This is a genomic window from Sphingomonas sp. CFBP 13706, assembly GCF_014842355.1.
GTDB lineage: Bacteria > Pseudomonadota > Alphaproteobacteria > Sphingomonadales > Sphingomonadaceae > Sphingomonas > Sphingomonas aerolata.
On record NZ_JACYVM010000027.1, the window covers coordinates 1 to 18,891 of the forward strand.

The window sequence follows — 18,891 nt, forward strand, 5'->3', positions numbered from 1 at the left end:
CGCTGATTGCCTACGGGAGAACCAGTATGCTGCGCACCTCGAGTCCTGAAGTTCTGAACGTCTCAGCAGACGAGGGGGCGGGCTGTTCGATGGGCCCGGCCTTGCTCTCACACTTAACATCGAAGCGGCGTAAGCGTTGCCCGATCAGTTGCATCTCCAGATGCGCCTTGGCCCGTCAGCAGCGGACAATGATCAGCCAAGCGCCCCACTCGGGCTCATCCTCGCCGGGATGAAGCGCTTGCGACATAGCTAGCGCACAAAAAAGAGCCGCTTTCAGCCCCCCAGGGAGGGGGTGCCGCTTCCGATAGGTCTCTATCGAATGGCCGGGGATGGATATGGGGGGTCTTGCTAATATAAAAGAATATTAGTTGATGAAGTTTACAGAATCTTCGGACCCACCTCGACGACATGATTGTAGCGGGACCGTAGATACCAAGTTATCAAACTTTCTGATGCTTTAGCAACTGGCGCTGGCGCGATCGCGGCCCATTGCGTTGGAGATGTCGGCCTTGCAACTGCAGGCGGTCGTTCCGAGGTGCCAGCGCTGCAGGGCCTTTAGTTTAGGCGCAGTCGCTTGCGGTATGCTCGCCCAGTCTTGCTACACAGAAAGCCGGAAATCCAAACTTTTCTTAGGTTCGGGGCAAGCCGCTCTTCGTGTGGGCAGTCAGATAGCTTGCCGTCGATAGTCTGACCCGCGACCCGACCAGCTTCGAAGGTTTGCTCCATAATTCGATCAATGCCTTGCATGGCAAAAAAGGTAGAACCCACCCCCTTTCTACCGAGCGAACAAAGTTCCTTTCTACCGAATGAACTAAGCCCCAAACTCCGGCCCTATCCTCATCTGGATAGAACGCGCGGGGATCGGACACCGGTCAATGCGCAGGCCGGGCCAAGCAGGGTGGCGGGCGTTTCGGAACATCGGGGACGGGGTTTCGCAGGAACGCCACCTGCGAAGCNGCGCTCGGCGCTGACATAGCCCAGATACATACCGCGGTCACTGGCGATGGCAGCGGCATTATCGTCGGGCCAGTTGGTCAACCTTAAACGCAACTCGACCGCGGGGCTAAGCGCACCGGGCATACTGCCATAGCAAGTGTGTCATAAAGAGAATTGCGAGGGCGCGGTTGGCCTTTGCATCACGTTAAATCGAAAGTCTAAAATACAGGGGCTTAACCAAGTTTTTAGGCGTGCTGACGGATGACGGCCCCATGAACACCCATCGCGGCCCTGTGGCTGGTGCCGGCAAAAATCGGCTTGATCGTAGGTATTCGAACCGAACGGCGATGAGTCTTCCAGCCGTGCTCGTCACATCTCTTGCAGATGAGCATCCGGCTATCATCCAAAACGTTTCAACTTTGGGGTTCAAGCTTCGCTCGGAATACAGAGTTACGGTCGGACGGTTTCTTTCACTCGATATACCGGGGCTAACTGCCTACTCGGGATGGGTGGCGTGGTCGTATCTTGACCAATTTGGGCTCGATGTGGCTAACGCCATTCCGGAGCCGGTCATCGCGCACATCATCGCGATGGCGTTACAGGCCAGCGAGGGCGTTCACCCCGAGGTCGAGCGCCGGAACCTCGACATTTGATGGCCCGGTCAGCCCCCATGAGTCACCGAGAGGTCTGGATACAGGCGGGCGCTATCCTTGCAGAACACGGCGAACATACCCCAGATTATATCGTCGATCAGATGGTCGCTGCCATCGGCGACCCTGTTGCCGTAAAAAATTGGCACCGCATTGCCGCTGCAGTCGATGTTATTAAAGGCACGTGGGCATCTACTGCAAATTGCTGATCTCGGAATACGCTTCGGATCGTCGCAGCTGTCGCACAATCCCGTTGAACGAGGCCGTCACACTCTGGCTCCGGCCGATTTCGTTATCGTGCTGCTCACCCTCCCAGAACACGACGAGCGGCCAGCGCTCGGCGCAAGCATGCCAGAGGCACCGCAGGGCTAGGCGCACCGCTGGCGTGTCCACGCGACCGCTGACAGTCTCACTGAGCGTGGCTCACAGAACTTGGACCGCCAGATTGATCATGATTCGTGTTTGATGATGCATTTGCCCACGGCACCTATCAGGAACAGGCTTGTAAGGAATCGATGTGACGGGACGGTGTCGCCTATGCACGAGCAATGATGAGGACGCAGTGATCTAACACGTCGTGGCCTATATGTGGGCGAACCGGATGGAGCAGGTCGAGGATCGGGCACCGTGAAAAGGGGCCAGCGCTACTTGGGAGGTCGCGTTTCGAGAAATGGCTGTCGCTGCTTGGCAGGAACTCACGCTGCCAGCGGTATCGGGATCCGGTTACTTAACCTGACCGACGGAAGCTATCCTTCCGAGAATTCACTTGTCAGCCATTAAACATTTCTTAACCAAAACAACCTGAGAATGTGTCGGCGAGCGGAATCATTTCGATCGACATGATTTAGCGCGATACGATTCGAGGGCTCGATGCGGATTATTATTTATATCAGCAGAGCCAAGCAGAACTTCACGTCAGGTGATTTGGCCGACCTTCGCAACCTCGCTGATGCCAGAAACCGTTCTGAAGATATTACCGGTCTTCTCCTATTTGACGGTACCCGCTTCATACAAGCGCTGGAGGGAGATGCTGCCGCAGTGCAGGCTGTAATGAACCGGATCGCTAAAGATCAGCGTCACGATAATATAAGCTATTTCAAGCCTATTACGACCGATTATCGACAATTCAAAAGCTGGGCAACGGAATATCAAGATAAGACAGACCTTTGTGAAGGGAGGGAATTTCTTGATCGCGTAATCAAGCATGTCGCGGATGTAGAATGTGACTCGATCAAAGCGGCTTTTATTGGATTTGCCGCTTTGTCACTAAGTCGGCGATTGACAGTTTAACCAGCGCCGCAAGTCACGTCATCGGAAGGATCTGCTCGTCTTCGGCCAGCTCGAGATGCTCTCGAACCGTGGAGAGCAGGGCGCCTAGAGCGAAATCGCTATAGCTGTCTGCAAGACGTATCAGGCAGTCGATCTCGCGTGCAATCGACCGCGCTTTCTCAAGAGGAATGTTTGCCAACTTCGTTACTCCTGCAAGCATATACGATAGAGCCGCCCCGCGAGCGGCTTGTGCTTACCAACCGTGAGCGTCACCCGGTCTGGGTCATGCGCAATTTCTCAGAAACGCGAAGCTCGAACGCTTTGGATCCTGCTTCGGGCGGGATAAAAAGACCGCCTATTGAGGTCGTTAGACGTTGGACAAGACCAAGACCAAGCCCATGGTGGTCAGCCCGTTCAATCTGTGGAAACGGCAGCCCGTCATCGTCGACAATTACCGATACGTCGCCGCCAGGTGTCCGGCCAAGCGTGATACGAATATGGCCAGCCTTACCGTCTTTATAGCCATGCTTGATCGCATTCGTGGCGAGCTCGTTGGCGACAAGAGCGAGGGTGGTGACCTCATTCTGTGTAAGGCCGTCGACGTCATCGGTGACCTGTAGCGAGACGAGAATGGACCTTGGCTCCGCCTGCGCATGCAAAGCTTCGCAGACCTGACGTAAGGCAGCCTCTATCGACGGCTTTTGATCGCCGTGCATGGTACTGCGAGCGCGGGCGAGTATGGAAACCCGCTCCATGGCATCAGAAAGCGCCTGACGTGCTTCCGAGTTCGTCGCACGCTGACTTTGTAGTGCGAGCAGGCTGACCACGAGCTGTAGATCGTTGCTGCACCGGTGGTTGGTTTCGCGAAGCAGCAGATCATGATCTCGGTGCGTGCGGGGTGCTTTGCCGACTGAGTTCGACGTCATGGCTGAGCGCTGATCATTCCGCGTCATGCGACGTCTCCCGTAGGAGAGGACACAGCATCGATGTGTTGACGCATATGCAAATAGGCGGGATCGAACCCGCCGACATGCCGCAGGGCCGAGATATCAGGGATCGACAACAGGCGGTCACAGATTGCAATCAAGCCTTCGGTGCGCAGCTGACGGATCATGCGGTTAACGTGGACCGTGGTCAGGCCGAGGGCGTCGCCGATTTGCTCCTGACGTAAAGGGAACGGAATCGTGACGTCGTTGCCGTCGTCCTCGCCGAGGCGTACGACTAGTTCGCAGAGCAGATGGGCGACACGCGCTCTTGCTGATCGCCGGCCAAGCGACAGCATCCACTTACTGGCGATCGCGTTCTCTAGTATCGTAAGGCCTGTGAAAGTCCGTGCGATACCGGGATAGTCGTCGACGAGAGCCAGGGCTCGCCGTCGTGGCAACGCGACGACGGTGACGTCGGTGAGCGTGCGGACGCTGTATGCGGGGCGCTCGAACAGGAGTGTGTCCAGATTAACAATATCCCCCGGCACCAGGAGTGCTGTCAGTTGACGCCCGCCATTGCGAGCACAGGTGTATCGATAGGCCCAGCCCTTCGTGACAATCAGCAAATTGTCCACTCGATCGGCTTCGCAGACGAGATCCTTGTGGGAATCGAAGCGTTCGGACCAGGTCACCGCCTGTTCCAGCGCCCGCTGTTCATCTTTGACCATAAAAGGCGAACGCCACAGGCCGGTACTACGAAGATATCGTGACGGCCAATATGAGCTATGATTGGCCTGTCTGGACTCAGCTGATACAGGTTGGGTCATCCCGATTACCCCTTCACAACACGTAGGATTTGCGTAGCTGCGTGTAAACTCTGCCGGCCGCGCGCCGGCTCTGCGAGCAACCATTCCTCGCGCGATGTCCAAGACATCTCTGACCTATATCTGTCTGGAGATAAAATCATGGACTGCAGGCGTACCAGATACGCGTTTGCGAGACCTTGATGGGCAGCAGCAGACGCACAGCATTTGGCCGTCCGGGCAAGATTGAGTTCGGCTACATGGCGATCGGCCAGGTAGCCGTAATCTTCATCACGCACCGTGCATCTCCTGTTAGCGTTCAGGAAAGATACATATGTTAACTGTGATTCCAACCGCTGCGACCAGTTTGGTATGCTAGATGACGGAGTTGGTTAACGACGCGAACGCGTCTGTCGTGTACGAGTGTTGCATCATCTACGGACGACCCCGGGCGTAGATGGCTGAGAGTTTGCTACTCCCGCCCTTCGAACCAGCGAGGGCGCGTGCCGCATCCCACCCAATCCTTCGTCCGTAATTGCCTGCTGTCGCTTATCGATGCAGCGGCCTACGCCGCAATTGGTCCGCATCTCGAACCCGTCGATCTGCCCAAGGGTACTGTACTGATCGAAGCGGGCGAGCCGTTCACGCATGCACATTTCTTCAATAGCGGCATCGGCTCGATCATAGTCAGTACGCCTGACAGCCAGCGCGTTGAGGCGGGGATCTTCGGTCGCGACGGCCTGTCTGGCTTTGGCAGCCTGCTGGGGGTCTACCAGTGTCCGCAGACCACGATGGTACAGGTTGAGGGCCAAGGCTACCGCATCAGCATCGAGGCGTTGCGCAGCGCTTGCCAGCAGTCGGACTCACTGCGCGAGACACTTCTGCGCTATGTTCATGTATTCATTTCCCAAACCAGCTATACGTCGCTGTCCAACGTCAGCCAGTCGGTAGAAGGACGGCTCGCACGCTGGCTGCTGATGTGCCACGACAGGGTGACTGGCGACGACATTGCGCTGACGCACGAGTTCCTCTCGATCATGCTGGCGGTACAGCGCCCCAGCGTTACGACCGCTCTGCACATGATCGAGGGCTATGGGTTCATCAAGGCTCGCCGCGGCCACATCACGATCAAGGATCGGGACGCACTTATCAACTTTGCCGATGGCATGTACGGCACCCCTGAAGCCGAGTATCGCCGCCTGATTGGTCCGTTCGGTTGAGCCGTTTCTATTTAAATCAGCAAATTCCAAATGGTATCATCGAAGACCCTGATGGCACCGAAGCCGTCGACCTAACCGCCGCACGACACGAGGCCATATTGGCAGCGCGCCAGCTTCTGGCAAATGCCATTCTGACCGGGGTTGCACCACTTGGGTCTGCGTTCCAGATCACGAATGAAGCCGGGCAAATCCTTCTGAGCGTGCCTTTTCGTGATGCCTTGCCATTCGGCTTCATCAACACCGACTAAGCGGCGTTTGGTACGGTATCATACCAAAATGCGCTGCACGCTCGCCCAAGGCTCGATCAGCATCTACCAACCTGCGTCAATAACAAAAGGGGGTCGGCAAGGTTGCAGGCCATCACATACGAAAGATGTCGCAAGGGCACCATGGCTTTCAATAACCGACTTCTGCGTGCCCTGTTACCTGCAGACCAGGAAACCCTGCGTCCCCATCTGCGGTGGTCCGAGCTGGAACGTGGCACCGTTCTCGTGTCGCCGAACAAACCCATTACGCACGTGTGGTTTCCTGAAAGCGGACTGACTTCGATTATTGCCATGGCGGGCACCGATCAGGGGATCGAAGTCGGTCTTGCTGGCCGCGATGGCCTGGTCGGCATGCCGCTCGTGCTCGACGCCGACCGCACCCCGCACCGCATTTTCATGCAGGTGACCGGAGCTGGATACCGCATTGACGGCGATCTTTTTCGAACCGTGCTCGACGACCATGCCGGCATTCGAAAGCTGCTTCTGCGCTACGTCCAGGCCTATTCGACACAGACCACCTACACCGCACTGTCCAACGCCATGCATACCGTTGAAGAGCGGCTGGCGCGTTGGCTGCTGATGAGTCACGACCGTCAGGACACTGACGAGATACCTTTGACGCACGATTTCCTGGCGCTGATGCTCGGGGTCCGCCGACCCAGTGTAACAATTGCGCTGCACTCGTTGGAAGGCCTTGGCTTCATCAAGGCAACGCGGGGGCTGGTCCTGGTGCGCAAGCGTGAAGAGCTGGAGGAATTCGCAGGTGCTGGATACGGCGTACCTGAAGCGGAATATGAACGCTTGATCGGTCAGTTGCGCTGAACCATGGGTCTAACCCTGATCAAGTTTACGGATACCGAGAGCATGCCCCGTTTTTTCCTTCACATCGATGATGGGACCCAGCGGATCGAAGATGAGGAGGGGAGTGAGCTTCTTGATCTGACCGCTGCCCGAGGCGAAGCCCTGGACGCAGCGCGGCAGCTATGGGCCTCAGCAATCCTGGCCGGGCATGACATTGAAGCGCATCGCTTCGTAATCACTGATCACAACGGCAGGGTATTGGAAACTGTCAATATGGATGACGTCTTACCAAAGAGATTGACCGGCCAATTAGGCCTCTAGCCCTATTTCTCTAAATGCAGGTACCGAGTACTAAAGTCAGCTATATCTAATAACCGATCCCAATCGACGAACCGGATGTTTCTCCCATCTCGTGCTATCAAACCGTCTCGGGTCAGGAGTTGAAGCGTTCTGTTTATGTGAACAGCAGTTAGCCCAAGAGCATCCCCAAGCTGCTCCTGTGTCATTAGAAGTTCAAAAGATCGATCGTTGATCTTATCTGTGCCGCCAGTCCTAACGGCAAACTCGCAAAGAAAGTGAGCAACCCGGGCACGGGCGTCTCGTCGACCTATATTTAGTATCCGTTCGCGAAGCATGGACGCTTCGGTTAACATGATCCTGCTTATAGCATCACGTACAGCCAGAAACTCATCTGAAATGGCTTTTAAGAGCTCGCTAGGTACGACGATTATTCTGCACCGATTAAGTGCCTGAATATTGTGATCTGGCGTGTCCAGATAGAGACTTTGTAACCCCAAAACATCGCCGGGTATCTTGACCAAAAGATTCTGGCGATCGCCTTCGCGGTTTGTTTTCTGGCAAACAATCAAGCCTGACGTCAGGATGCCGCATTTATCCGCAGTAGCACCCTCCCGAACGAAAAAGTCTCCTCGATATAACTGTTTGACTACATAAGGCATCTGCAGAATCGCTGCAATTGCCTTATTCGAGATGGGAGCGCGTTCGCCTAGCTTCTCCACCACCCGGGCGAGTGGATTTTCGTCAGGCCGAGGCATTTATTTTGTCCTGCTTACCGAACGACCACAGCTTTTCGGCGGATATGAATCGGGGATTACAAGCTCACTATAGCATTATTAACCTAAGATGGGAAAGGTAGGCGTAGCGACTTTGTCACCTAGCTGCGTCGGTTTCATGCCACTTAGTCTTTGTGAGCATCGTCATAGAAGCAAGGTGGTGGAACGAAGCTGATACGCCCTAACCGCCAGTTTTAGCCGTAGCGAAGGCGGCTTCACAACCAAGTTCCACGCCGTCATCATCGACGTGCGAGCCTAAGCCGGCAAGCCGCTGGCCATGATGAACAAGCGGCCGGTTTCCCGCGGCAAGCGTAACGCCCTGAATATCTCGTTTTGGGTGGCTGCGGGAGGACCGGTTCCTGACGTCCTCTCACCACCCCTGAATGGTGCGAGTCGTAGTTGGCCGAATATACCGCGACATAAGCGGCTTCAGGCTCTCGCCTGCCCCTGCGCCCGCCGCTCGGCCTTTAATTAGGGCGCTGCGAATTTAGCCTGCGCTGGATCGCTCTCCATCTTTCCCTCGCGAGCCGGCTTTGCGGAAGCGCTCGTGACGTCAAACGAGAACCAAGCCTGAAGCTTCGAAAGAGTGTCGCGGGTCGCCTTCGAGGCAATGCCCTGTTCTGACGGCGGCAATAAGTATGGCAAGGTCACAATGGCAAAAAATGCCCGACTTGAAAAGCCGGGCATCTTTTCAAGTTTGACATTTTTGAGTGTCGTCATTCTTCCAGTACGTCGCCACAAAGACGAGTTAGCGAAAGTCTGAAAGATACACGTCTTTTGTCTCAATTAACCCCTGACGGGCTTACCGATAGGCCAGTAGCGCATCTTAACCCCCATAGTCGAATATAGATGCGTCTTTCGACACGAATGCTTATGCGGTAAAGCTGTTTAACGATCGTCACCGCATTGGGTTTAAAGCGCGTTAACCGCATATTACGGCTTTCATGTAACACTTTAGTAATGAAATATTGAGGCGGATAACGACTCTGTTGGTAAAGGTGGAGTAACTTATCGCCAGGCTGGCGTGTGTAGTCTGATCAGGCAGGGGCAGACTTGCCATCGACAAGGGCGCCGCTCAAACGCCTGCGCCCGTGCAACCGCGTTTCATGCAGGCCCGCGGCCATGCCGGTCTTGATGGCTTCATCCGTTGTCGCGCCCGCTAGCAGGATTGCGCCAGTTGCAAACTACGGCAATGCCGCAAGCCCAACATACCGGCTCGCAAGGTTACTCGCTTCAGTGGTGAGGACGCGCATGACCTGGCCCGCGACCTCCGTCGACAGCAGAAGAAGATCGAGATGCTGATTGCGCACCTTAAGTGCATCCGAAACTGAATCGATTGCGCCTGCGACGCCAAATCGCGCAGTAGTATCATCGGACGGGTTGGTCGGCTTGAGACGTAGCTCGACCAGGTCGCCAGACGTGCAAAGCATGCACCTCATACGCCCATGGGATCGTTTGCCTGAATCGGTCAAACGCGCATACTCTTGAGGCGATGACGACACTGCCCCTAAATCCCGATGTGATCGAATTCCTTGACCGTCAAAATCTGCTGGAGACATATCCTCAAACAGCTGGCCAGGTAGGAAAGACGATGGCGGAAGCATTGCTCGCTGAACCCGCTCGTCGAAACCTCAAGATATGATGACCGCCCGCCAAGTCTGGTTAAAGGCAATGACGATCGTCGAGGTGCGTGGAACCGTTGCGACCGACTCTATGGTCGATACGTTAATGGAAATTGTAAGCGACGAGGCTGATCTACAGGATTGGACGCGTGTCGCTTCTGCGGTTGACACAATTAACAACGGTCGGATGCAATAACGCGAGCTGACGTCAAGCTGACTAGTGCCACGAGATACAACTTACAGGCCGTAAGAAAGAGTGTCACGTAGGGCATGCCTGTCGGGAACGCCGTAGGCTGCATCACACCATTTTGTTGAATCATTTGATAGCGCATAACGCATCGTATTGGGCCGTAACGCAACATCTTCATCAAAGTCGGTTAGCGTTTACTCATATCAATGTTAACCCATCGCTTTTCTGCCTGGGTGCGCCACCAGCAGGCCCCAGGGACTTATTATCGTCATGGTACCACGCTAACGCCCCTTTTGGACAAATCGACTGGACAGCAACATCCGCTAACATCTCAACAATTCGGACGTTTCTTTAAACCGTAGCGGTTGCGATACCGCTTTACGCGGGCTTGACCGTCTTTCAGGTTGGCTTCCCCATATTGGGCACGAAAGAACAGTGATGCTCGAATATCGCGTATATGTTATTAATAACGATGGTAGGATTATTGAGCGCATCGATCTGGAGTGTCCAAATGATGCAAAGGCCGTTTCGGACGTGAAGACCTACGCCCGAAAAAACGATGTCGAGATATGGTGTGGTCAGAGGGTCGTTACCGTTCTGCATCCTCTAACCTGATTGAGAATGTCGAACAATTTCCTCTACAAACTCGTGAGGTGAAGAGTCATTCGCAGGCCTAATGGGTGTCGTGTACGAGCCAAGCTTGCCTTCTCGAATGACTCCGTCGGGCGCTTGATCGTGCCAGAGAACCAATAGAGAACCACTTTTTCTTAGTTCAAGGTCGTAGGGATGATTTCGCATCGCCTCTGGATCAATGTCTAACTCGCGGGCAACACGAGCGTGCTGATCTTCTGTTTCCTCGTCTGGCATAATCTGTCTCAGCGCCCCGCCTCAGTTTCAATACTGACGCGACAAACCTTCCAAAGGTAGGGATTGATCCCGCCGATTTTTTCCAAAAACGGCATTAGCGCTGACTGGTTGGCCCTACTCGACCAAACGAAGACGACGCGGCAGCGGTCGCCCTTCAGGGTCTCACGAGTTTTCCGGATCGCTATCCGTACGAATCGATTAAAGCGCGGGTAATTTGCTCGTTGGCGTAAGCCTGTCACCAACGTCAAAGCCATAAAAAGGTAAAGTGCATCCGGAAAGGGGTGAGCGTTTATCCCGCCACCTCACGGGGCCGATGACTTGTGACTTAGGCCGCGCAAGCCATTACCCGCTAAATCGACGGCTTATACAGCCTGATCCGACGCCGCATCGTGCTCGACTACATCGGCCCCGCGCAGCTCTAACGAACCGCGCCACGCGAAGCATATGCCTCTCAATTTATGTGGAGCAAGTCCAGGCCGTTTCACTCAACATTCGCGCCTAACTGTTCAGATGAGCCCAGCCACCTCTATGCCTGCCTTAGAACGGCTCCTCGCCGAAATAGTTACCAGCGCTATTGTATCGACAGACGAACACGTCTTCGCGAACTCCGGTAGCCTCGGCGCATCCAACCTCGTGCGTGTCGCGCCACATCAACTGCGTGTAGTGGCCCACGTCGCCGATCTCGCCCGTCACGCTATTGTTAGGAAACAACCCAGGCTTGTAATACCGCTTTTCTCTCACCCAAGCCTCTACACGAGCCTCGAGAGGGTAATGACCTTTCGTTCCCGCCCAAAGGTTTTCTCCCTGTGGATCCGACGGCAATTCCGGCGCGTGCTCGAATGCTCCCGTTGCGGCGAGATGATCGGCCCAACGCTGCGCCGACCGCGCCAACCCAGCATTCCAGCGCAAAGGCGCGATGCCCAGCGCCGCTCTCTCCCGATTGTGCACCGTGAGGATACGGACGTCGAAGATCGAAGCCAAGCTAGTTGCACCGATCAGAAACGGCGAGGATAGAAATAGTACAGCAATCGCCGCCTTTGATAGTAACAGTTTGCCCGGCATAAGGTCGAATGCTCCGTTAAGTAACGGACGTTGGCACGGCATTCTATCGGGAGGGTTGCTATGTTCGGTTAGCAATGCGTTAAGTAAGATCGCTTCCTCGAGCTTCACTTCAGCTGCGGGGACTTGAGGGTTTGGCTTATAACAGCCTATCTTGAGGCCGGGTTAAACGATTACCACCTGATCCCCTCGGCGCATTTGCCCGTAGAGAAGTTTGGCGAAAGCGAGCGGAACGCCGATGCAACCGTGTGTCGCAGAGCCTTCGCGGACGTTGCTGGCATGGATGGCGACGCCATCTTCGGTGAGCCGCAACATGAAGGGCATTTGAGCATCATAAAGCGTCGACCGGTGAGTTCGTGCCTTGAAGAGGACCGGGAAGATGCCGGTTGGTGTTGGCTTGCCGTCAGTCCCATAAAGGATGACCGTCGTACCGATCTCATGACCAACTCTAAATACAGATAGAGTCTGATGCCCGAGGTCGATGCGCACCCAAGTCAATCCCGCTGGAGTTCCAACTTCGTCCCAAACATAGTCACCGAACATCATCGGCTTTTTGATATTTAGCACGCTGCGGACGACGCGCTTCTCGCCATTCGGTAGCAACAACTCGGGGTAGCTCGTTGCAGGGTAAAGTATACGCGAACTCGGTTCCGTTACGGCGTTAAACGACCGAATGGGTTCTTGGACCTTGGGCTCGGAGCAACCGCCAACAATCGACAATATATATATGAAGCACAGAGCGATGCGACCCAATGGCATGGGCCTCGACAAAAGTGCGAACTTGGAAATTGCCACCACCGTCACCGAACTTGAGCTGGCGGTCGCCCTTTGCGCCGTGCGGCACGTAAAGCTGAACCGATACTAAAAAACCCAACCAGCATCATGAGCCATTGCGACGGCTCTGGTACGCTGGATACGGGTACACCGCCGGAGCTACCGCTTCCGCCGCCAAGGAACGGGCCGAATAAAGGCGTGATCAATAACGGCGGGCCGAAGTTTAAGCCGTTTGCTGGCACTAAAGGGTTGAAAAAAAACTCAGCCGGTAACGCTACAGTCACGTCGAGGCTTGGAAAGTTGGTTGGCAAGTCAATAAATGGTCTCCATCGAACATTGGAGAGCACACGTTCTTTCGGTATCCGATTAGCCGGGATGCGAGGAACGCCCCTCGCGGCCTTCGTTTGGATTAAAGCGCCGGAACTTCTTTGGCCAGGAGAGCGTAGCGCGAGTAAATCCAAGGGGTCTGCTAGGACAGCCGCGATCGCTTCCCGCGTAGGACCGGGGGTCATGGCGAAAAATCCGGCCGCGGCAGCTAGAGACGCTAATAACAAGGCGCACCATGTGCGCCACGATCTCTTTTTCGCCTGCAGTTGCTTCTTACGAAACTTTTTCATATCCCCCCCCAGGTTGATATATACATTAACCATAACATGATGCTTTTCGCATTGAAAGACAACGACGTTAGAAGGGCATCAAGATAACCGGGGCAGATTGGCCGGCGGTCAGCCCTTTGCGAGCCGACCTTCAGGTGAAGTCAAATCATTTGAGGGTCTGTTCCGCTCGGGCTACGCCCGCCCGATTCTGTTAGAGAGGCAGGGTCGGCAGCGGGCAAGCCCGTGTTTTGAAACAACTGGGTGCGCGTGAAGCCTCAGGCGGGTGCCGTCTCAGTCCGTGTTGGGATCAACTTAGCCATTCTGCGGAGGCTCTGGGGAGCAGTTTAGCTACCCTATCGGCTTCCTCCACGCGGATATCGCTGAGGTGCAGACCGCCGAGGGCAAGGCTCTCCTGAGGTCGTCAGAGGGCTCTGCCTGTTCGTCGGCATCGACCGCACCAGCAAGTTCGCGGTCACTCAACACGTCGACAAGCCTGATCGACGGACAGCGTGAAAGTTCTTGGAACACCTGCTGAAAGCCGCGCCCTACCACATTCACACGATCCTGACCGACAATCCTGTCCTGAAAGAAGTCGAAGGGGCATCTAGTTCGCCGAGCAACCACGCAACCGCGACACCGCCTGGTCGCGCCAAATGCGCTTTCACGTGATCTGCTAAGCCAATGACATTGAGCACCGGCTTACCAAGCCGAACCATTCTTGGACCAACGGTCAGGTCACGCGGATGATCCGCACGATTAAGGAAGCGACCGTCAAACGCTTTCACTACGAGAGCCACGAGCAGTTGCGGGTGCACCTCGCCGACTTCATGGCGGCCTTTTATTTCGCGCGCCGGCTCAAGACGCTCAGTGGCCTTACGCCTTACGAATACACCGCTAAAGTCTGGACGTCAGACCCAGATAAGTTCATCGTCGATCCGATCCGCCAGATGCTGGGACTAAACGCCTAGTTCAGCGGCGCTTTCACGATCAACATGGAACGGTGATCGCATCGTTGCTCAAGAACGATTGGCCCGAGTCACAAAGCGAACGGTAGCGGCCGTCTGCTCGTTTCCATGTGCCCGGTGGCTAGCCCCCTCGTTCCGCACCGCAGTTAACGAGATCGCCGGAGTTGCATCACCGTGCTAGTATTCATGATCACGGGCCGTGTAAAGGCGTCCGTGACCATGCGAGTTGGGGACGGGAAATGCGCCGCACAATATCCTCGACTTCGAGAAGTCTTCAATCGCAGTTGACCCCATTGGAGCTCGCGCTCCGCAAGTCGGCCGACTTGAACCGTTCGGTAGCTGCCGTCGGACTATCGATAATTTGGGTAATCGTGTTCGTCCTGGACGGATCCACCGGACCCCACTTTTCGCTGAATACGGTCTATCTGCTGCCACTGTGCTTTACCGTATGGTGTCTCGGCCGGGTCGCAGGGTTACTGTCGGGTCTGATGGGGGTGGCTGTAACCCTGTATCTCAATGGCTTTGGAGACGGCCTCTCCGCCCAGGCGTCAACCGTTCCGACTGCTACCGCTATCTGGAATGCAGGTGCGAGATCCGTCGCGGTACTCTTCATCATTCTGTTCGTAAGCGCGTTCCGGCGAACCTTCGATCGGGAGCGTGCGACAGCAAGCATCGATCCCCTCACCGGCCTCGGTAATCGACGATCCTTTCGAGTCGAATGCGCTCGCCTGGAGTTAGCCAGTGCGCGTGATGATCGGATCCTTTTGTGTGGCGTAATCGACGTCGACGACTTTAAGTCAGTAAACGACCAACACGGCCATGCGGCCGGTGATGAGGTTTTACGCGTTGTAGCGACAGCGCTTGGCTCCGCAGTTCGCCCCTACGACATCACAGCACGTCTGGGGGGAGACGAATTCGCCTTCTGCCTCGCAGTTCGTGACCAAGCTTCTGCCGAGAGAAAAAGCGGTAAGATCCACCGCGCTATCATGGCGGCGCTTCAATCAACTGACGTGTCGGCAACCTGTAGCTTGGGGGCGGCAACAGGGACCGATTTCACAGCCACATTGCTGACTGCCGATCAAACCATGTACCGTGCCAAGCAAGGGGGAAAGAGTTCGTGGAGGTTTAATAGCGCGCAAACATCAGGTCATCGGTAGCACCTGCGTCGCAAAACACATGATTTACGACATCCCCGGTTTTCGCCTTCGCTGAATCATGCCGCCTTCGGCCATAACGTTCGACAAACCCTGTCGCTTTGATAGAGTGTTCGTGAACGTGCTTTCGGGGGTTTGTCGTACAGGCTGCGTGGATATATGCGGGTCTCGTCGGCCGATGACCGCCAAACGGTCGATCTCCAGCGGGACGCGCTAGTCGCAGCCGGCGTCGATCATCGTCATCTCCATACCGACAAGGCATCCGGCGCACGTGACGATCGGCCAGGACTGAAAGCCTGCCTCGATTATCAGAACCAAGGCGACACGCTGATAGTATGGAAGCTCGACCGGCTTGGACGGTCGCTGCCGCACCTACTGGCGATCGTTACAGATCTGAAGACGCGCGGTATCGCTTTCCGCTCGCTAACCGAGCAGATGGATACGACCACGCCGCACGGCGAATTGCTCTTCTCCTTTTTCGGCGCACTCGCACAGTATGAGCGCGCACTGACGCGCGAGCGCGTAATGGACGGGCTTGCTGCAGCGAAGCGTTGCGGACGCAATGGTGGCCGCCCGCCGATGATCGATACCGAAACCCTCGAACGGATTACAGCCGCGCTGGATGGTGGGGCCAGCAAGGCATCTGTCTGCCGAACCTTCAAGGTACCGCGCTCGACGCTAATCGGCACCCTGGTTAGGATCGGCTGGACCGCACCCGCGAAGACCTAACTCGCATCAAGCAGTCTGACCGAAGAACACACGGCAATCGAGAATAGGCTCTGCAAGGTCGCTCATCCTAAGTGATATGCCGTAATCACGGCACCAAACGACGGGCAGATCGTGCCTCATTATATGCGATGCGTCCCAAGATGGACCATTGATCGGCAATTTCGTGAGCTTTCGGCAAACGGATCGTTTCGTCGTTAAATATCTGTTTATCTTGAACATCGGAGCGGTTGAACCTAATTGCATGCCCCCCCAAAGATACAGAGATTATAATGAACGATGACATCAACGCGGTCGAGTTGGCCGCTGAACTGACTGCTGCGTGGTTGGCCAATCCTAACACCCGCACGAATGCGGAGGATGTGCCCGCATTTTTGCGGTCAATGCATGCCGCTGTCGATCAACTGTCAGGCACAGCTACTTCAGCAGCCCCGGAAGAAGCTGCTCAAGCTTATGAGCCTGCTGTCACGGTGCGTAAGTCGCTGGCGTCGCCCGACCACATCATTTCGATGATCGACGGCAAGCCATACAAAACATTACGTCGCCATCTGACGGGCAATGGCCTTACGCCTGAGGAATACCGTACCCGCTATAACCTGAAGGCTGATTATCCCATGGTCGCACCTTCGTACTCAGAAGCACGGCGGACCATGGCCAAGTCGATCGGTTTGGGGCGCAAACCTGTTCAGACAGCCGAAAAGGCTACTGATGACTTCTCTAAGGCTCCCCGCAAACCTCGCGCAACCAAGGCTACCGAGGAGGCATAAACGAGGCGGGGAGGCTAGTCCTCCCGTTTCGGTTCGGCTTCGCTAAGTTTCGGACGCCGCAAAAGCTTCTTGGTTCTACGGCACGCTCGTTGCCGCTAGCAGCCGTTATCGGGACGGTAACGGCTGCTAAATGCCTATGCCGTAGGCCTTGGCCATGTTTGCATCCCTCTCGACCCGCATAGCGGTTATTAGCCTGATCGTCGTTCTGGCGCTCGCATCGCTGGCAGGCTTGCTGGCTGATGCATCAAACCAGACCAGCCGAAGCTTTGGTTTGGTCACGCATTCGGCTGAAATTATAGAAACTGCCGAGGAAGCGCTTGGTGATCTGCGTGATGCGGAGTCAGGGCAACGCGGCTTCGTTCTTACTCGCAATCCGGCATACGCACGATCTTTTGCGGAACGGATTGCCAGCTCAACACGCCAGATCGAGCGCGTAGTAGCGCTGACGATCGACAATCCGCTCCAGCACCGACGCGCACGTGAGATCAGTAAACTGATAGCCGATCGCGGCGTAAGTTTACGTCAGCCACTGGATCTGGGTCGCGGGGGTAATTTCGCTGCAGCCACAGCGGTAATTGCGAGTGGTCGGGGACGCGAACTGACCGACGCCATTACTGTGCGTGCGCAGGCTTTCCTGGAGGAAGAGCGGGTCCTTCAAACGACCCGGGCCGAGGCAGCTAACACGCGCCTGGCAAAGGGCAAGTGGCTGGCTTTGATCGGAGCCTCTGTGGTGGCGATGCTCGTTGCGATCAGCTTCGCACTGCTAGTCCGCGGCATCCGTCGGCCACTTGGCACTATCATGCAGGCCATGACCGAGCTCGGCCAGGGTGAGAAAGCGCGTATCGACACGGCCATGGGGTCAACCGAGTTTGCGCAGTTGGCGCAGGGCTATAACGTAATGGCAGAGCAGCTCGAGCAAGCGCTAGCGGAGCAGGCGAGTAGTGAGCGGCATCTGCAGATCGCCAACGCCGAGCTGCATACAAACAGTCGAATTCTGCAAGAACGTAGTGAGGTGATCGAATTGCTCGGTGGGATGGCGCACCGCATGCAGGCGGCACGAACTGATGACGAACTGGCTCAGATCATCCGGGTTTTCGTACCCCGTGTGCTACCCAGGCTTCCAGGCGCGCTGTATGCTCACAACAATTCTCGCAACCTGCTGGTGTCGGTCGCTGACTGGGGAGGGCTAGAAGTCTCCACGGACGGCTTCGCGCCAGACCAGTGTTGGGCGCTGCGACGGGGTCAAAGTCACTGTGTGACAGCACCAGGGGGTGACATCGTCTGCGGCCATGCAGGAGCGCAGGAGATATACCACTGTGAGCCATTGCTAGCGGGTGGCGAGGTAATTGGCGTTCTCTACCTGCAAGGCCGCATCGATGCAGAGAGCCGCTTTCCCCTGACCGTTCTTGCCGAAAATATCTCGTCGGCGTTGGTCAATCATCGGCTCCAGCGGAGCCTGCGCGAGCAAACGATCCGCGATCCGCTGACCGGCTTGTTCAACCGCCGCTATATGGAGGAAGCGCTCACTTTGGAAATCGCCCGGGCCAGCCGCTCTGGCATACCTCTCAGCCTGGTCATGTGTGACATCGATCATTTCAAGCGCTTTAACGACGAGTTCGGTCATGATGCCGGCGATGTGGTACTGCAGGCGGTATCCGCGGAGATGCGTAGTCGTTTCCGCGACGGTGACGTGGTCTGCCGCTACGGTGGCGAAGAGTTCACGATCATTGCCCCTGGAACGACCGCCGAGGCTTTGATGAACCGAGTAGAGACTGTTCGTCAGGCGATTAGTGAGCTCAACGTCCACAGGAATGGCGCTACCCTAGGATCTACAAGCATGTCGTTCGGCATCGCTACCTGGACGAATGACATGGCTCGCGATGGTTCGACTCTGATGAAGGCGGCAGACAGTGCACTATACCAAGCCAAGCGTGACGGCCGCAACCGGGCGCTGATCAGCCGTCTTGCTGCCTGATTCTCCGCAATGAACCCGCTTAGGCAGCTACTCGGCAAAACGGACGGCCGCAAACATTGCTGCGACGATCATAGTCCAGCAAGAAGGGGCAGGCATCCCGAAGCTCACTCGCTTTCCCGAGACGTCACGCTAAGTGAACGAGGCCACCGTTCGTTTCTACACCTGACAGGCTGCCATGATACGTCGCGCAAGTGCTACAGACTGTGTGGAAACCTCGTCTGAGGATTCCCGTAGATCTCGGCCCATGGTATG

18 protein-coding genes and 2 pseudogenes are annotated in these 18,891 nt (G+C 55.9%); 13 read left to right on the top strand and 7 right to left on the bottom strand.

Features of this window, described 5'->3' with window-relative positions; translation table 11 throughout:
• Positions 1 to 1,208 precede the first annotated feature (1,208 nt).
• Both IFS44_RS20730 and IFS44_RS20735 read left to right on the top strand, forming a co-directional pair.
• The gene (locus IFS44_RS20730; RefSeq protein ID WP_192099921.1) at positions 1,209 to 1,589 is read left to right on the top strand and encodes a hypothetical protein; all 381 of its coding nucleotides are present in this window, start codon (positions 1,209 to 1,211) and stop codon (positions 1,587 to 1,589) included.
• 867 nt (positions 1,590 to 2,456) lie between these two features.
• A complete protein-coding gene (locus tag IFS44_RS20735) occupies positions 2,457 to 2,876 on the top strand; it encodes a BLUF domain-containing protein (RefSeq protein ID WP_192099922.1) in 420 nt (139 codons plus the stop codon).
• Between the two features lie 13 nt (positions 2,877 to 2,889).
• Here the strand turns inward: IFS44_RS20735 and IFS44_RS20740 are convergent, their stop codons facing one another.
• The 3 genes from IFS44_RS20740 to IFS44_RS20750 form a co-directional block, all read right to left on the bottom strand.
• Entirely contained in the window at positions 2,890 to 3,054 is a 165-nt protein-coding gene (locus IFS44_RS20740) for a hypothetical protein (RefSeq protein ID WP_192099924.1), read from the bottom strand.
• 70 nt (positions 3,055 to 3,124) lie between these two features.
• Positions 3,125 to 3,808: a sensor histidine kinase gene (locus tag IFS44_RS20745; RefSeq protein WP_244650490.1), complete on the bottom strand. Its 684-nt coding sequence runs from the start codon at positions 3,806 to 3,808 to the stop codon at positions 3,125 to 3,127.
• A complete protein-coding gene (locus IFS44_RS20750; protein WP_206757890.1) occupies positions 3,805 to 4,608 on the bottom strand; it encodes a Crp/Fnr family transcriptional regulator in 804 nt (267 codons plus the stop codon). The genes IFS44_RS20745 and IFS44_RS20750 overlap by 4 nt, the downstream gene beginning before the upstream one ends.
• Before the next feature lie 479 nt (positions 4,609 to 5,087).
• On the opposite strand from IFS44_RS20750, the gene IFS44_RS22850 reads away from it, so the two are divergent.
• The 4 genes from IFS44_RS22850 to IFS44_RS20770 all read left to right on the top strand — a co-directional run bounded on the left by IFS44_RS22850 (position 5,088) and on the right by IFS44_RS20770 (position 7,192).
• A complete protein-coding gene (locus IFS44_RS22850; protein ID WP_192099928.1) occupies positions 5,088 to 5,804 on the top strand; it encodes a helix-turn-helix domain-containing protein in 717 nt (238 codons plus the stop codon).
• Positions 5,801 to 6,052, top strand: a complete 252-nt coding sequence (locus IFS44_RS20760; protein ID WP_192099930.1) for a DUF6894 family protein — start codon at positions 5,801 to 5,803, stop codon at positions 6,050 to 6,052. The genes IFS44_RS22850 and IFS44_RS20760 overlap by 4 nt, the downstream gene beginning before the upstream one ends.
• A 141-nt stretch (positions 6,053 to 6,193) precedes the next feature.
• A complete protein-coding gene (locus IFS44_RS20765; protein ID WP_192099932.1) occupies positions 6,194 to 6,892 on the top strand; it encodes a Crp/Fnr family transcriptional regulator in 699 nt (232 codons plus the stop codon).
• 42 nt (positions 6,893 to 6,934) lie between these two features.
• On the top strand, positions 6,935 to 7,192 hold the full coding sequence (locus tag IFS44_RS20770; protein ID WP_192099933.1) for a DUF6894 family protein: 258 nt from the start codon (positions 6,935 to 6,937) through the stop codon (positions 7,190 to 7,192).
• Positions 7,193 to 7,194: 2 nt separating this feature from the next.
• On the opposite strand, the gene IFS44_RS20775 is transcribed toward IFS44_RS20770, so the two are convergent.
• Positions 7,195 to 7,926, bottom strand: coding sequence for a Crp/Fnr family transcriptional regulator (locus IFS44_RS20775; RefSeq protein WP_192099935.1), 732 nt, complete (start codon positions 7,924 to 7,926; stop codon positions 7,195 to 7,197).
• Positions 7,927 to 8,415: 489 nt separating this feature from the next.
• Complete coding sequence (locus tag IFS44_RS20780) at positions 8,416 to 8,664, bottom strand: hypothetical protein (protein WP_192099937.1); 249 nt, start codon at positions 8,662 to 8,664, stop codon at positions 8,416 to 8,418.
• Between the two features lie 357 nt (positions 8,665 to 9,021).
• Here IFS44_RS20780 and IFS44_RS22500 point away from each other — a divergent pair.
• Positions 9,022 to 9,292: pseudogene (locus IFS44_RS22500) on the top strand (IS5/IS1182 family transposase); the annotation flags it as partial.
• Between the two features lie 144 nt (positions 9,293 to 9,436).
• Positions 9,437 to 9,586 (top strand): hypothetical protein, encoded by a 150-nt coding sequence (locus tag IFS44_RS21975; RefSeq protein ID WP_206757891.1) that lies wholly within the window; start codon positions 9,437 to 9,439, stop codon positions 9,584 to 9,586.
• Between the two features lie 1,574 nt (positions 9,587 to 11,160).
• Here IFS44_RS21975 and IFS44_RS20785 read toward each other — a convergent pair.
• Positions 11,161 to 11,685 carry a CAP domain-containing protein gene (locus tag IFS44_RS20785; RefSeq protein WP_192099939.1) on the bottom strand — a complete coding sequence of 175 codons (525 nt, stop codon included), beginning with the start codon at positions 11,683 to 11,685 and terminating at the stop codon, positions 11,161 to 11,163.
• A 162-nt stretch (positions 11,686 to 11,847) separates the two neighbouring features.
• Positions 11,848 to 12,288 carry a L,D-transpeptidase family protein gene (locus tag IFS44_RS20790; protein ID WP_244655067.1) on the bottom strand — a complete coding sequence of 147 codons (441 nt, stop codon included), beginning with the start codon at positions 12,286 to 12,288 and terminating at the stop codon, positions 11,848 to 11,850.
• Between the two features lie 1,113 nt (positions 12,289 to 13,401).
• On the opposite strand from IFS44_RS20790, the pseudogene IFS44_RS20795 reads away from it, so the two are divergent.
• From IFS44_RS20795 to IFS44_RS20815, 5 genes and pseudogenes are all read left to right on the top strand, one after another.
• A pseudogene (locus tag IFS44_RS20795) lies at positions 13,402 to 14,020 on the top strand (integrase core domain-containing protein); the annotation flags it as partial.
• Between the two features lie 368 nt (positions 14,021 to 14,388).
• On the top strand, positions 14,389 to 15,174 hold the full coding sequence (locus IFS44_RS20800; protein ID WP_192191586.1) for a diguanylate cyclase domain-containing protein: 786 nt from the start codon (positions 14,389 to 14,391) through the stop codon (positions 15,172 to 15,174).
• 156 nt (positions 15,175 to 15,330) lie between these two features.
• Positions 15,331 to 15,900 (top strand): recombinase family protein, encoded by a 570-nt coding sequence (locus IFS44_RS20805; RefSeq protein WP_192099943.1) that lies wholly within the window; start codon positions 15,331 to 15,333, stop codon positions 15,898 to 15,900.
• Between the two features lie 269 nt (positions 15,901 to 16,169).
• Complete coding sequence (locus tag IFS44_RS20810; RefSeq protein WP_192099945.1) at positions 16,170 to 16,664, top strand: MucR family transcriptional regulator; 495 nt, start codon at positions 16,170 to 16,172, stop codon at positions 16,662 to 16,664.
• Positions 16,665 to 16,818: 154 nt separating this feature from the next.
• Positions 16,819 to 18,639, top strand: a complete 1,821-nt coding sequence (locus IFS44_RS20815; RefSeq protein ID WP_192099948.1) for a diguanylate cyclase — start codon at positions 16,819 to 16,821, stop codon at positions 18,637 to 18,639.
• The last annotated feature ends 252 nt before the right edge of the window (positions 18,640 to 18,891 follow it).